Annotated in this window: 14 protein-coding genes; 9 read left to right on the top strand and 5 right to left on the bottom strand. The window is 68.5% G+C overall.

The window, feature by feature from the left end:
• Position 1 precedes the first annotated feature (1 nt).
• Positions 2 to 937 (top strand): patatin-like phospholipase family protein, encoded by a 936-nt coding sequence (locus EV653_RS14755; RefSeq protein ID WP_134102996.1) that lies wholly within the window; start codon positions 2 to 4, stop codon positions 935 to 937.
• On the top strand, positions 934 to 1515 hold the full coding sequence (locus EV653_RS14750; protein ID WP_202871599.1) for an alpha/beta fold hydrolase: 582 nt from the start codon (positions 934 to 936) through the stop codon (positions 1513 to 1515). Before EV653_RS14755 ends, EV653_RS14750 begins: the two co-directional genes overlap by 4 nt.
• A gap of 83 nt (positions 1516 to 1598) precedes the next feature.
• Here the strand turns inward: EV653_RS14750 and EV653_RS14745 are convergent, their stop codons facing one another.
• Complete coding sequence (locus EV653_RS14745; protein ID WP_134102993.1) at positions 1599 to 3011, bottom strand: MFS transporter; 1413 nt, start codon at positions 3009 to 3011, stop codon at positions 1599 to 1601.
• A 46-nt stretch (positions 3012 to 3057) separates the two neighbouring features.
• On the opposite strand from EV653_RS14745, the gene EV653_RS14740 reads away from it, so the two are divergent.
• Positions 3058 to 3492 (top strand): MarR family winged helix-turn-helix transcriptional regulator, encoded by a 435-nt coding sequence (locus tag EV653_RS14740; protein ID WP_134102990.1) that lies wholly within the window; start codon positions 3058 to 3060, stop codon positions 3490 to 3492.
• On the opposite strand, the gene EV653_RS14735 is transcribed toward EV653_RS14740, so the two are convergent.
• From EV653_RS14735 to EV653_RS14720, 4 genes are all read right to left on the bottom strand, one after another.
• Complete coding sequence (locus EV653_RS14735) at positions 3489 to 4430, bottom strand: aldo/keto reductase (protein ID WP_134102987.1); 942 nt, start codon at positions 4428 to 4430, stop codon at positions 3489 to 3491. The two genes, EV653_RS14740 and EV653_RS14735, sit on opposite strands and share 4 nt — an antisense overlap.
• Before the next feature lie 83 nt (positions 4431 to 4513).
• Entirely contained in the window at positions 4514 to 6544 is a 2031-nt protein-coding gene (locus tag EV653_RS14730) for a hypothetical protein (protein ID WP_134102984.1), read from the bottom strand.
• Positions 6545 to 6783: 239 nt separating this feature from the next.
• On the bottom strand, positions 6784 to 7146 hold the full coding sequence (locus EV653_RS14725; protein ID WP_134102981.1) for a MerR family transcriptional regulator: 363 nt from the start codon (positions 7144 to 7146) through the stop codon (positions 6784 to 6786).
• 25 nt (positions 7147 to 7171) lie between these two features.
• Positions 7172 to 7807 carry an ANTAR domain-containing protein gene (locus tag EV653_RS14720; RefSeq protein ID WP_134104271.1) on the bottom strand — a complete coding sequence of 212 codons (636 nt, stop codon included), beginning with the start codon at positions 7805 to 7807 and terminating at the stop codon, positions 7172 to 7174.
• Between the two features lie 210 nt (positions 7808 to 8017).
• On the opposite strand from EV653_RS14720, the gene EV653_RS14715 reads away from it, so the two are divergent.
• Genes EV653_RS14715 through EV653_RS14690 form a run of 6 tightly spaced genes read left to right on the top strand, consistent with a single transcriptional unit; the run spans position 8018 to position 12807 of the window.
• Positions 8018 to 9448 carry a SpoIIE family protein phosphatase gene (locus EV653_RS14715; protein WP_134102978.1) on the top strand — a complete coding sequence of 477 codons (1431 nt, stop codon included), beginning with the start codon at positions 8018 to 8020 and terminating at the stop codon, positions 9446 to 9448.
• A gap of 60 nt (positions 9449 to 9508) precedes the next feature.
• Complete coding sequence (locus EV653_RS14710) at positions 9509 to 9940, top strand: hypothetical protein (protein ID WP_134102975.1); 432 nt, start codon at positions 9509 to 9511, stop codon at positions 9938 to 9940.
• Positions 9937 to 11166 carry an NRAMP family divalent metal transporter gene (locus EV653_RS14705; protein WP_134102973.1) on the top strand — a complete coding sequence of 410 codons (1230 nt, stop codon included), beginning with the start codon at positions 9937 to 9939 and terminating at the stop codon, positions 11164 to 11166. The genes EV653_RS14710 and EV653_RS14705 overlap by 4 nt, the downstream gene beginning before the upstream one ends.
• A gap of 2 nt (positions 11167 to 11168) precedes the next feature.
• The gene (locus EV653_RS14700; RefSeq protein ID WP_134102970.1) at positions 11169 to 11462 is read left to right on the top strand and encodes a hypothetical protein; all 294 of its coding nucleotides are present in this window, start codon (positions 11169 to 11171) and stop codon (positions 11460 to 11462) included.
• A complete protein-coding gene (locus EV653_RS14695; protein ID WP_134102967.1) occupies positions 11449 to 11790 on the top strand; it encodes a hypothetical protein in 342 nt (113 codons plus the stop codon). Before EV653_RS14700 ends, EV653_RS14695 begins: the two co-directional genes overlap by 14 nt.
• A 3-nt stretch (positions 11791 to 11793) precedes the next feature.
• Positions 11794 to 12807: a DNA topoisomerase IB gene (locus EV653_RS14690; RefSeq protein WP_134102964.1), complete on the top strand. Its 1014-nt coding sequence runs from the start codon at positions 11794 to 11796 to the stop codon at positions 12805 to 12807.

Below are 12807 nucleotides of genomic sequence, written 5' to 3'. Positions count from 1 at the left end.
GGTGACCGAGTCTGTGATCCAGTTGCTGCGCGATCGCCGGAAGCAGGGGAGTACGCCGGGGCATCGCCGCGATGATGCGCGGCTCGTGCTGCTGATCGAGGGCGGAAGCTCGCGCGGTGCGTACTCCAGCGGTATGACGGTCGCGATCGAGCAGCTCGGACTGCTGCCGTTGTTCGACGGTGTCTACGGCAGCTCCGCCGGTGCGCTGAACGCGGCCTGGCTGCTGTGTGGTCGCGCCGACAGCACGAAGCATGCCTGGTGGGACCGCACGATCATGGGCACGACCATCAACCCGCGACGGATCCTGCGCCGCCAGCCGGTGGTGGACACCAGCTATCTCGTGCAGAAGGTCTACACCGAGATCATGCCGATGGGGTTCCAGGAGGTGCTCGACAACCCGGTCGGGATCCATCCGATCGCGACCGACGCGATGACCGGTCAGCCGGTCGACCTGCATCCGCATATCCACGATCAGGCAAGCCTGCAGACAGCCCTCCGTGCTTCGGCCGCGATGCCGCTGCTGGCCGGTCCGCCGGTGGAGATCGACGGTACGCCGTACGTCGATGCCGGGGTGAGCGAGGGCACACCCGTGCGTACGGCGCTCGCCCAAGGCGCCACACACCTCGTTGCCTTCCGCACGCGTCGGCTGGACGAGAGGCAATCGCCGCCGTCGCGCGGCGAACGGGTGTTGATGACGCGCTGGTTCACTCGCCACGCCCCGGGCGCCCTCGAGCCGTGGTTGCATCGCGTCGAGATCCGGGCGGAGGAGGAGCGGTTGCTGACGTCGCATCCGGCAACCATCCAGGTCCGCCCACCGGCCGGAAGCGTGAGCATCGGCCGCACAGAGCGACGACCCGATCCACTCAAAGCAGCAGTCGAAACGGGGCGGCGTGCGGCTCTCGCCGCATTGTCCGGAAGCGTTGAGGTGTCTCCGTGAGGACCGCCGTCGGTGTGACCTACACGGAAACCGGCACCGGACCGGCCGTCGTTTTTGTCCACGGCCTGCTGGTCAACGCGAACCTCTGGCGGAAGGTCGTGCCGGAGGTCGCCAAGGCCGGCGTCCGCTGCATCGCGCCGAACTGGCCGCTCGGTGCACACCAGTTGCCGATGGCACCTGACGCCGACCTCACGCCGCCCGGAGTCGCCAAGCTGATCGCGGACTTCCTGACGGAGCTCGACCTCACCGATGTCACCATCGTCGCCAACGACACCGGTGGCGCTCTCACCCAGATCCTGATGGCCAACCACCCCGAGCGGATCGGCCGCGTGGTACTCACGCCGTGCGACGCCTTCGAGGACTTCTTCCCACCCCCGTTCGACAAGCTCCCCAAGCTGGCCCGCCTGCCCGGCGCGATGTGGCTCGGCAGCCGTCATCGCGAGCGTCGACAGCAGCTACACCCTCGCGGCGGCCGAGGTGCTGACCGAGTTCGACAAGCCGGTCCTGCTCGTCCAGGCCGCCGACGACCGCATCTTTGCGCGCCGGCTGTTCGAACGCCTGGCGACAACCTTGCCTGATGCGACGTTGGTCACCGTCCCGGACTCCTACTCCTTCATCCCGGAAGATCAGCCCGAGGAGCTGATCCGGCTGATCCTGGACTTCACCAGGTGCCGCGGTGGTCGGGGACCAGGAAGGTGATGGGGATCATCAGGAGGAGGATGGCGGCGAAGACCACGAAGCTGTGGGCCTGGGTGGTGCCGGCGTCGGTGGCGTGGTTGAGAATCGCGGTGGTGACGGAGACGGCGACGATTCCGCCGGACTGACGGAACATGCCGCGGAGGCCGGCGATCGCGGAGATCTGGTCGGGGGCGAGTTGCAGGCTGGCGTTGTTGGAGGCGGGGATGGACAGGCCCATGCCGATGCCGGTGATGCCCGCCGCCATCGCCAGCCAGGCGTACGGCGTGAGGCCGTGCGGGGCGAGCGACATCAGCGTCATCCCGCCCGCGACCAGCACGAAGCCGCCGATCATCGGGGCCCGGTAGCCGGTCCGGCGGAGTGCGAACACCGCGAGCCCCGCGACGCAGATCATCCCGACTGCCCTTGCCGTGAGCAACGTTCCGGCCTGGAGCGGCGGGATGCCGTACCGCGATTCGGCGTACAGGGGCACGAGTGCGCCGAAGCCCAGCATGGCGGCGCCGAAGAGGAAGTTGATCGTGTTCATCGCGCCGAAACCGCGTCCGCGCAAGAGGCTGATCGGGATGAACGGCGTCGCGTACCGGTTCGCGTGCCGGACGAACAGGAAGCCGAGCACGAGCGCGATCAGCATCGCCACGATGAACAGCGGATCGGTGGGCTCCGCGCCGGCGCTGCCCAGCGAACTGATCCCGTACATGCCGAAGAGCATCGTCACCGCGAGCAGGAAGGCGCCGGTCCCGTCGATGCGGGAGGTCGCCTTCGGGACGCTGCTCGGGATGAACCGCAGGCCCAGGACGATCAGCAGCAGACCGATCGGGATGTTGACGACGAAGATCTCGCGCCAGGACCAGTACGTGACGATGATGCCGCCGATGATCGGGCCGATGATGCCGCCGATCGGGAAGATCGAGGTGAACATCCCGATCGCGCGGTCCCGGTCGCGGCCGAACTGTTCGGCGACGATGCCGGTCGCGGTCGGCATGAACGCGCCGCCGCCGATCGCCTGGAACGCGCGGAACACCACCAGCAGGTAGATGTTGTCCGCGAGACTGCAGCACAACGAGGCGACCGTGAACAGCGCTGCCGCGCCGAGGAAGATCTTCTTCCGCCCGAACTGGTCGCCGAGCCGGCCGGCCAGCGGCATCACGATGATCTGGCCGAGGGCGTAGACGGTGATCGTCCAGCCGCTCCAGGTCAACTCGGCCTTCAGGTCGCCGCGGATTGCATTCAGCGCCGTCGCCACTATGGTCTGATCGATCGATGCCATCAGCAGGGCGATCGCGACGATGCCGAAGACGAGCCGCCGGTGGGCCAGTGGCTCGCCTGACCCAGCTGCGGCCGGCTCGGTGATCGCCGGTGGTGAACTCGACGGTTCCATCGATGAACAGACTACATTGCTTGCTGGCAGGCAATAAAGGGGTGACATGACTGACACCGAGACGTTGAGCAAGCTTCGTGGCGTGATCTCCAAGCTGGCGCGGGAGCTCAACGCCACGGCGACCGACGAGGGCCTGACGCCGACCCAGGCGTCCGTTCTCGGCCTGATCACGTTCCGTGGCCCGCTCGGGCTGACCGAACTGGCTCAGCTCGAGGGGCTCAATCCGACCATGTTGTCCCGGGTGGTCGGCCGGCTGACCGAGCTCGGGCTGATCCAGCGCGACCCGAACCCGGACGACCTGCGCGCGGTCCGCGTCGAAGCCACCGACGCCGGCCGCCGGCTGCACGAACGCGTGAAGCTGCTCCGCACGGAGGCCCTGGGTGCCTGCCTCGACCAGTTGCCGGAGGCGTCCGCCCGGACGATCATCGACGCCCTCCCGGCCCTCGACGATCTGGCCCAGAGCCTGCGTGCGAACCGCTAGCGGACGTCGAGCTGCTTGAGCTGGTCCTCGGTGAGGCTCAGGGCGACGCCGTCGAGGGCCGATTCGAGCTGGTGGAGCTTGCTGCCGCCGAGCATCGGGCGGATGCCTTGGGCAACCAGCCACGCGAGGACGACCTGGCCGCGGGTGGCGCCGGTCTGCTCGGCGACGTCATCCAGGGCGGCGAGGCGGCGGGTGTTACCCACGTGGTCGTACACCTCCGGGATCTGCTTGTCCGGGTTGTCGTACGCGCCGGACAGGAGCGGCGTGTAGGCCCAGACCTCCATCCGGTGTTCGCGTGCGTGGTCCAGCTGTTCCTCGCTGAGCTGCCCGAACGGGTGTGCCGTCGCCTCCGGCAGCGTGCCGGGGCGGACCCGCAGGTAGGTGGCGCTCAGTTGGAGCGCGTCGATCGGCGCGAACCCCTTCGACAGGGCGTGTTGGCGGGCGCGTTCGATGCGCCAGGCCGGGTGGTTCGACGCGCCGACACGTCGTACCTGCCCGGTTCGGTTGAGTTCGGCAACGGCGTCGGCGGTTTCCTCGATCGGCGTACGGCGGTCCTCCTGGTGGAGCCACAGCAGGTCGACGTGCTCGATGCCGAGTCGGTCGAGGCTGCCGGCGAACGCGTCGTGGATCGCCCGGCGGCTCAGACCCGAGCGCTGCTCCGGCCACGAACCGGCCCAGAGCGGTTCCGCACCGACCTTGGTGGCGATCCGGATCCGGTCGCGTACGCCGGGGCGCGCGGCCAGCCATCGGCCGAGTACCCGCTCGCTGGCGCCGCCGCGCCCGTCGTCACTGGCCCAGAACGCGTAGCAGTCGGCGGTGTCGATCCAGACCCCGCCGCGCTCGACGAACCGGTCGAGCAACGCGAACGACGTGTCCTCGTCGATCGCCGTACCGAACATCATCGCGCCGAGCACCAACGGTGAAGTAAGAGCTGTCATACCGAAGACGATCCAACCTGGAGCGCACACCAGGTCAAGCCCACCCAGTGGCCGGCGCAAGGGACGCCTGGACCTAGCTCAGGTCAGCTGTCGGGCGTGGGGTTATGCAGGCGATGTGTGCCGGTGGGGCCGACCTCGAACCTGAAGCCGTGGGGCGTGGTCCATTCCACGGTCTTCACGTCGACACGACGGACGTTCCAACCGCGGGCGTGGGTCTTCACCCGGTGGGCGAACCGGCTGAGCGGCGCGAGGTTCCGGGTGCTGGTCTGACCGATCGGGCCGTACGGATCGTAGGGCTGGATGTGGTCGAGGTCGATGGTCCGATGGGTCTCGCGGGTGCCGTACGGGAACAGCTCGACTGGGTGCGTGAGTCTTACGCGTTCGCGGATCCGGGTCGGGATCTCGTAGGCGTCCGCGCTCACTGCATCGTTGAGGTCGATGACGGGCTTGACGGTGTACGGCGCGTGGCCCACCAGCTCGGTCAGCTGATCGGCCAGCAACGGACCGATCCCCTCGGCACGGAGTACTCCGTTGCCGGTGGCAAGCGTGAGGTCCGTGAGGTGCACGAAGACCTCGGTCTGCCCAGGACGTACCTGTCCGCCCGTGTTCCCGGAGCTCGCCAGGCTCGCAGCGTTGGCAGGGTTCGCGTAGGCGTCGCGTTTGATTTGCGCGAGGCGTGTGTCGAGCGCCCGCTGGGCGGCACCGTCCAGTGGCCCGCCCTCGTCGGGCTCGCTGCGCGGGCCTGGGATGTACTCGATCGGCCGGCTGTCGAACGGGTCACTCGGCGGATCGGGATCGTATGGCCCGACCTCGTCGGCCAACGGGGGATCCTGCAGCTCGACCGGCTCAGCGGCCGGATCAGCCAGGTAGGCGCCATCGCCATCCGCGCGGTCGTACGACGGGCTCGCCGGGGACGCCGCTGTGTCGGCGTGAGCCGGGTCCGCCGACGTATACGGGGTGTCGCTCGAGCGGTTCCGTGGGCCGAAGGCGTCGCGGCCTGCAGCCGGTCGCGTGTCGACGCCGGCCTGCGGGTCAGCTGCTGCGGATCGGGTGCTGGGGCCTGTCGCCGCGTCGCGTGGGCCGGACGCACTGGAGCGCACCGCCATGTCGCGTGGGCTGGACGCGCGGCCTGTCGCGGGCGATCGTGTGCCGGTGGCTGATTGCGAGGCTCCATCCACTGGACGCAAGCCAAGCGCCGCTTCGGAGGTCGTCGTGTTCGCTGGTTGCCGGCTGGGGCTTGAAGCCGAGCCTGTGGTGTGGGCGGGGCAGGGCGCGGTGGTTGTGGACGTGGCTTTGGACGTCGTTGTGGATGTGTTTGTGGGGGCGGTTGGGGTGGGGTGGTGGTGGGCTTGGGTGAGGAGTTCTTGGGTGAAGCGGGGGTCGGCGATGATGCCGATGGCGTCGGCTCGGCGGTGTTGGAGGTGGCGGGTGTCGCCGATGGTTTTGAGGGCTTGGGCGATGGCGGTGATGGTGGCGTCGTGGCGGATGACGGCGGCGGCGGGGGCTTTGGCGTAGATGGTTTTGTTGCCGTGGTGGTCGCTGCGGCCGATGAAGACGCCGCGCTCGCCTGCGGCTTCGGTGGCTTCGTTGCGGGCGAGGTCGGGGTCGGCGTGGGTTTTGGCGGCGCGGATGATCCTGTCCAGCCGGTACGGCGTGATGGCGTCGATCAACGGCGCGACGCGACGATCGACGTACCGGGCGGCATCTTCGGACAGCTTCAGGCACAGTGAGGCGAGCTGGCGCGCCTTCCAGGGGGTGGCGTCACCAGCGAGTACGCGGGCCCAGGTGAACGGGAACCGGTGGCGCAGTGCCAGCGCCTCGCCGAGGAACTGGCGTGCCACCATCGGCGAGATCCCGAGCATGACGCCGAACTCGGCGATGGCGAACTCGGCGATCTCCGGGCAGCCCTCGCCGCCCAGCACCACGGCGCCCTCGCGGCCGTCGGCAGAGCGGCGACCAGGCCGGATGCCGCAGACCGACGGGTGGAACCGGTCGGCGTAGATCTGGGCGTGCTCGAGCAGTCGCGCGTCGGCCCGGTTGGCCATCGCGCGGTGCTCGGCGGCCGACTCGAGCAGGTCGGCCGTGGAGAGCTCACTCAGAACAGTCTCGAACATGTGTTCGATTCTAGCTGTTCGACTGTCGTCTGCCAAATTGGCCCGCCCGGCGAATCCCCTTATTTCAAGGCGAACGCGCGCATATCTCACCGCCGCGATCGGGTCCCTCCGGCCGAATCCCGGAGCGATCGTTCTTGCTCTGCGTGCCGTACAAGCCGAGGGGAGGCAGGTGGGTTGCGCCACGGGCGGTCACCGAAGCTGGCCAGTACTCTAAATCTCTTGTTTTCTTGGTCTGCGGGTTACTTGTCGAGTTGCTCGCGGTACCAGGCTGCTTTTTCCTCGAGGCGGGTGCGTTGGGATTCCAGTTCGGCGATTCGAGTTTCTACGACCTTGGCGTGTTCCTCGATCAGGGCGAGGCGTTCGGGCATGGTCTCGTCCGAGCGGGCGAGTTCGCCGTAGCGGCGCAGGCGCTCGATCGGCATTCCGGTGTCGCGCAGGCAGCGCAGGAAGTCGAGCATGGCGAGGTCGTCGTCGGAGTACTGCCGTCGGCCGCCCGAGTTGCGCGCCACCGGCGGCAGGATGCCCTCGCGCTCGTAGTAGCGCAACGTGTCGATGCTGAACCCGGACCGCTCAGCCGCCTCTGCCGGACCGTATGTCGTCATGTCCCGAGCCTAAACGGGCCGGTGGTCAGGATCGAGGGAGACTTCGGGTGTCGATGAGTTCGCGGGCGACGTCGTGGAGTTTGGTGTTGGTCTGCTGGGAGTAGCGCTTGAGGACGAGGAAGGCCCGGTCGGCGTCGAGGCCGTAGCGCTCCATCAGGATGCCCATCGCCTGGCCGACGAGCTTACGGGCGTCGACCGCGAGGTTGAGGTTCTGCTCGCGGCGGGCGGTCGCGACGGCGACGGACGCGTGCCGGGCCAGGATGTGGGCGATCGCCTCCGCGTCCGGCCCGAACGCATCCGGCTCGACGCTGTACAGGCCAAGCACGCCGACGGTGCCCGCGGCAGTCCGCAGCGGCACGTCGAGAACGCTCCGGACTCCCAGCTCGAGGACCTTCTTGGCCCACTCCGGCCAGCGCGGCTCGGACGTGGTGTCGGGCACCATGACAGTCGTCTGGGTGCGCATGCACTCGACCAGCGGACCGGCCTCGCCGTCCATCTGGAACCGGTAGATCTCGGCCACGGTCGGGTCGGTCGCCGCCGGAACCTCCGGGTTCCCGCCTCTGGCATAGAGCGCGACTCCGGCGTACTGACAGTCGACGGCCTGCAGAGCGAACTCCACAACCGTCTCAACCGTCTCCTCCACACCGTCCGCGTCGTGCATCTCCAGCGCAAGCCGGGCGAAGGTCGCCGCGACTTGGTCCGGGTCGCGTAGCGCGGACCGAGATTCGAGCTCATCCACCTCTCCATCATGCACCTCAGCCTCACCTGTCACGAGGCGACGCGTATGCCAATTCCGCCGCGGGTGCGTTGACCGGACGGAAGTGGGCACAGGGAGGTCTCAGCCCGAGGTGGTTCGCGGAGGAGGTCGGGGATGTACGAGCAGGCCCGGCGGACGGCGAGCGGGTTGAGGGAGGCGCTGCCGCCGACTCGGTTGCCGGTGCTGCCCGGCGTCGACCTGTCCGCTCGCTACCTACTGGCAGAGCCCGGCGCAACCGCTGGGGGCGACTGGTTCGACTCCGTGGTTCTCGAGGACGGCCGGGTCGCATTGCTGGTCGGCGACGTCGTCGGGCACGGAGCCCGGGCATCCTGGGTGACGGGCCGGCTGTGCGCCGCGCTGTCGATGGCGCTGCTGGACGGCGCGGACCCGGCCGTCGCGATCAGCCGCCTCGAGAAGTTCGCGAGCCGGGTGCCGGGCGCGGAGGCCGCCACGGTGTGTGTCGCCGTACTGGATCCGGCCACCGGGGACCTGACCTACTGCACTGCCGGTCACCCGCCGCCCCTGATCGCGTCGATGGAAGGCACCTCGCGGTACGTCGAACCGTCCGGCGGCACCCCACTCGGCGCGCCCGGCGGCTACCAACTCCGCCGTGACCGTCTCGATCCGGACGACGTGCTGCTGCTCTACACGGACGGACTCATCGAACGCCCGCACAGCACGCCGGATCAGGCGACCGCTGATCTGCTGAGCGCCGCTGCCGCAGCCGTTGCGGCACCGCAGCACTCTGCTGAGCGTGTCACCGAGCAGGTACTCGAGCTGCTGGCCGGTCATTCGGACGACGTCACGGTGCTCGCCGCCCACCGGCGTACCCCGGTGGTGGCGTTGACGCAGAGCGGCGAGGCTGTTCCGGCGACCGCGGCGCGGTTCCGCGACGAGTTCTCCGCTTGGCTGCGCGCTCTGGAGCCGGAACCGGTCGTGGTGATCGGAGTGGAGAGCGCGGTCATCGAGTTGATGGCGAATGTCGTCGAGCACGCGTACTACGACTGCGCACCCGGTCAACTCACGCTGACGGCCGACCTGGCGCCGAGCGGGGAGCTCGCGATAGCGGTGCAGGATGGCGGTCGGTGGAAAGAGGCGGAGCCGGCCGCCGACCGTGGGCACGGGCTCGCGCTGGCAGGTGCGATGGTCGACGACCTGACTGTCGAGCGGACCTCCGACGGTACGACGGCGACCGTGCGTACGGCGCTGACCAAGGCGCCAAGCAGGCTCGTGGGGGAGGTACAGCCCGTTGCCGAGCGGGCCGAGTTCTCCGCGGCGGTCGCCGACGGGAGGCTTCTGGTCGGGGGACCGATCGACATCGTCACCGCGCGGGGGTTCGACCGCATCCTGCGTGACGTGGCGCGCCACGCGACCCGACCGCTCACTGTCGACCTGTCACGGGTGACACACCTCGCCAGCGCAGGCATCCGGGTGCTCGCCGCCGCGCTACGCCGCAGCGACCGCAAACTCGAACTGGTCGCGCGACGGGGAACTCCCGCCGACCACGTGCTGGCTCTGACTCAGCTCCCGCATCGCACAGCGTGAAACACGTGTGGCCCGGGGTACCGGTGCGTCGTACGACTATCGGACCTTGGACGGTGACACGTGCTGCGGTGGATAGCAGTCGGAGTGCTGACGGCGGCATTTCTGACCGGGTGTGGTGACCCCGACCAGAAGTTCCGGGACAACGCCGCTCAGACAGCACGGACCGCTGCCTCGGAGGTGAACACGACCAGCTTGGTCGTCGAGCAACTGCGGGCGCAGCGGCTCTGGGCGCAGCCGGCCCGCCGGATGGTCGACGACGCCGAGAAGAATCTCGGGAAGACGGCTGACTCGTTCTCGACCCAGCAACCGTCGACCGAGCAGTCGGCCAGGCTGTACGAACAGGTCAACTCGACGCTCGACGATGCGGTGTCCGCGGTGACCGCGGTCCGCATCGCGCTCGGGAACGACGACCTGGCCGCGGCCGTACGCCAACTCCCGGCCCTTCGACTGTCCGGCAAGGACCTCGATCAGATCGGGGAGCTGGCGAAATGAAGAAGCTCCTCGGTGTCACGCTCGGCATCCTGACCGCGATCGGCGGCTTCGTCGACATCGGCGACCTGGTCACCAACGCCCTGGTGGGCGCGCGCTTCGGGATGCACCTGGCTTGGATCGTCCTCGTCGGCGTGATCGGGATCTGCTTGTACGCCGAGATGTCCGGGCGGGTCGTCGCGATGTCCGGCCGGCCGGTGTTCGATCTGATCCGCGAGCGGCTCGGACCCCGGACCGGGCTGCTTGCCCTGGTGGCGTCGTTCCTGGTGACCCTGCTGACGTTGATCGCCGAGATCGGCGGTGTGGCGCTGGCGTTCGAGCTTGCGAGTGGAGTCAGCTACCTGTTGTGGATGCCGCTGGCTGCGTTCGCCGTGTGGCTGGTGATCTGGCGGGTCAAGTTCTCCCGGCTGGAGCAGGTCTTCGGACTGCTCGGACTGCTGCTGATCGTGTTCGCGGTCGCACTGTTCAAGCTCGGCCCGGACTGGGGCCAGCTGTTGCACCAGGCAACCCAGCTGCATCCGACCGGGCACGAGGGCTGGGCGACGTACGCGTACTACGGGATTGCGCTGTTCGGCGCCGCGATGACGCCGTACGAGGTGTTCTTCTTCTCCTCGGGAGGGGTGGAGGAGAAGTGGACGCGGCGCGACCTGGGAACCGAGCGGGCCAACGTGTTCATCGGATTCCCGCTCGGTGGGCTGCTGTCGCTGGCGATCATGGGGTGCGCCGCGGTGCTGTTCCTGCCGGCCGGTATCCAGGTCGGCACGCTGGGCCAGGTGGCGCTCCCGGTGGCCGTTGCCTTGGGCAAGATCGGACTGGCGGTCGTGCTGATCGGCATGTTCGCGGCGACGTTCGGCGCGGCGCTCGAGACCGCATTGTCGTGCGGGTACACGATCGCGCAGTACCGCGGCTGGCAGTGGGGGAAGCTCGTCCGGCCGCGGGAGGCGTCGCGTTTCCACGTGATCATCATCGTGTGCCTGGTGCTCGCGGTGCTGACCCTGTTGACGGCGGTCGACCCGGTGAAGGTGACGGAGTACTCCGTGGTGTTCGCCGCGATGGCGCTGCCGTTGACGTACCTGCCGATCCTGATCGTCGCGAACGATCCGGACTACGTCGGACGGCAGACGAACGGTCGTGTTCGCAATGCCTTCGGGCTGTTCTACCTGGCACTGCTGACCATTGCGTCGGCTGCTGCGATACCGCTGATGATCATCACCAGAGCAGGAGCATGATCATGTCCGGACGCGTCCTTCACGCGCAGCTGCATCTGCTCGACCGGCAGCTGATCGACCAGGCCGACGGGCACCTGGCCGGCAAGATCGACGACGTCGAGCTCGACCTCGACGCCGACCCGCCGGTGGTGGCGGCGCTGATCTCCGGCCGTGCCGAGATCCCCGCGGCCCGGATCGCCGAGATCGACACGGCGGTGACGATCTCGGCCGACGGCCTCGACCTGGACTACTACGACGACTGGATCGAGCGCCACGTCATCGACAAGATCCCCGGAGCCGGCGATGCGACTGAATGAACTCCTCGGCCACCGGGTCATCGATGCCGACGGTGACGAGCTCGGCGGCGTCGCGGATGTGCGGCTGGTCCAGGACGGACCGCTGCTGGTGTCGATGCAGCGCGCGTTGCGGGTCGACGGCCTGATCGTCGTGGAGAACCGCGCCACCCGGTTGTTCGGCTACGAGCGCCATGTCGGCCCTGAGCTCCTGCGCCGGCTCGTGCATGCCCGATTGGGCGGCGTCTGGTACCTGCCGTGGAGCGAGGTCGACGAAATCACTGCCGGCACCGTCACCACGACGAGCCGTCGCGGAGATCTCCGTCCGTTGGAAGAAATGGCTCGGTACTGAACGATGCGGCTGAAACGAAGTCAGGTCGACGAGCCGGGGTTCCAGCGCCGGCGACGCGGGCGTGGATTCAGCTATCTCGATGTCGACGGCAAGACGATCAAGGATGTCGACGTGGTGGAGCGGATCCGGACGCTGGCGATCCCGCCGGCGTGGGACGACGTGTGGATCTGCCCCTATCCGAACGGCCACATCCAGGCGACGGGTACCGACGAGGCCGGGCGGCGGCAGTACCTGTACCACGACGACTGGCGGTCGGCACAGGACGCGGTCAAGCACGACCGGGTGCGTCAGCTGGCACGCAAGCTGCCGGCGTTCCGGGAGGCCGTAGACGAGGATCTGTCCGCGCCGGGCCTCGACCGGCGGCGGGTGCTGGCGGTGGCGCTGCGGATGCTCGACTACGGCGTCTTCCGGACCGGGAACACGAAGTACGCCGATGAGAACGGCAGCCGGGGTGCGGCGACACTGCTGCGTGACGACGTCCGCGTGAGCAAGGGGAAGGTCAGGTTCGACTTCGTCGCGAAAGGTGGGCAGGAGCGCACGATCGTGCTCGACGATGATCGGCTGGTGCAAGCCGTCCGGTCGCTGAAGCGCGGCCGGCACCAGAGCCCGCGCCTGCTCGTCTACAAGGACGACGACGGCTATCACGAGATCGACGCCGGGATGATCAACGACCGGTTCCATGAGCTGGTCGGCGACGACTACACGGTGAAGGATCTGCGCACCTGGACGGCCACGGTGCATGCCGCCGTCGATCTGGCCGACGCCGACCCGCCGACCACGAAGGCAGCGCTCAACACGGCGGTGAAGGAGATGCTCGAGGAGGTCTCCGATCACCTCGGCAACACCCCGGCGGTGGCCCGCAGTTCGTACGTCGACCCGCGCATCATCGATCAGTTCGCGCATGGCCGGACGATCGCCCAGGTGATCGACCGGGTCGGCGACGATCTCGACAACGCCAAGACCCGCGCGACCGTCGAACGGTCCGTCAACCGGATCCTGGACGAGGACAAGCGGTAG

It is taken from the genome of Kribbella pratensis (assembly GCF_004365355.1).
Taxonomy (GTDB): Bacteria; Actinomycetota; Actinomycetes; order Propionibacteriales; family Kribbellaceae; genus Kribbella.
This window is presented reverse-complemented; position numbering and strand designations above follow the sequence as displayed.

Excerpts from the sequence above, each read along its gene's own strand:
- EV653_RS14735 (WP_134102987.1), bottom strand. The coding sequence starts at position 4,430 with ATGACAGCTCTTACTTCACCGTTGGTGCTCGGCGCGATGATGTTCGGT.
- EV653_RS14690 (WP_134102964.1), top strand. The coding sequence starts at position 11,794 with ATGCGGCTGAAACGAAGTCAGGTCGACGAGCCGGGGTTCCAGCGCCGG.
- EV653_RS14745 (WP_134102993.1), bottom strand. The coding sequence starts at position 3,011 with ATGGAACCGTCGAGTTCACCACCGGCGATCACCGAGCCGGCCGCAGCT.
- EV653_RS14720 (WP_134104271.1), bottom strand. The coding sequence starts at position 7,807 with ATGCACGACGCGGACGGTGTGGAGGAGACGGTTGAGACGGTTGTGGAG.
- EV653_RS14700 (WP_134102970.1), top strand. The coding sequence starts at position 11,169 with ATGTCCGGACGCGTCCTTCACGCGCAGCTGCATCTGCTCGACCGGCAG.
- EV653_RS14740 (WP_134102990.1), top strand. The coding sequence starts at position 3,058 with ATGACTGACACCGAGACGTTGAGCAAGCTTCGTGGCGTGATCTCCAAG.
- EV653_RS14730 (WP_134102984.1), bottom strand. The coding sequence starts at position 6,544 with ATGTTCGAGACTGTTCTGAGTGAGCTCTCCACGGCCGACCTGCTCGAG.
- EV653_RS14715 (WP_134102978.1), top strand. The coding sequence starts at position 8,018 with ATGTACGAGCAGGCCCGGCGGACGGCGAGCGGGTTGAGGGAGGCGCTG.
- EV653_RS14725 (WP_134102981.1), bottom strand. The coding sequence starts at position 7,146 with ATGACGACATACGGTCCGGCAGAGGCGGCTGAGCGGTCCGGGTTCAGC.
- EV653_RS14705 (WP_134102973.1), top strand. The coding sequence starts at position 9,937 with ATGAAGAAGCTCCTCGGTGTCACGCTCGGCATCCTGACCGCGATCGGC.
- EV653_RS14695 (WP_134102967.1), top strand. The coding sequence starts at position 11,449 with ATGCGACTGAATGAACTCCTCGGCCACCGGGTCATCGATGCCGACGGT.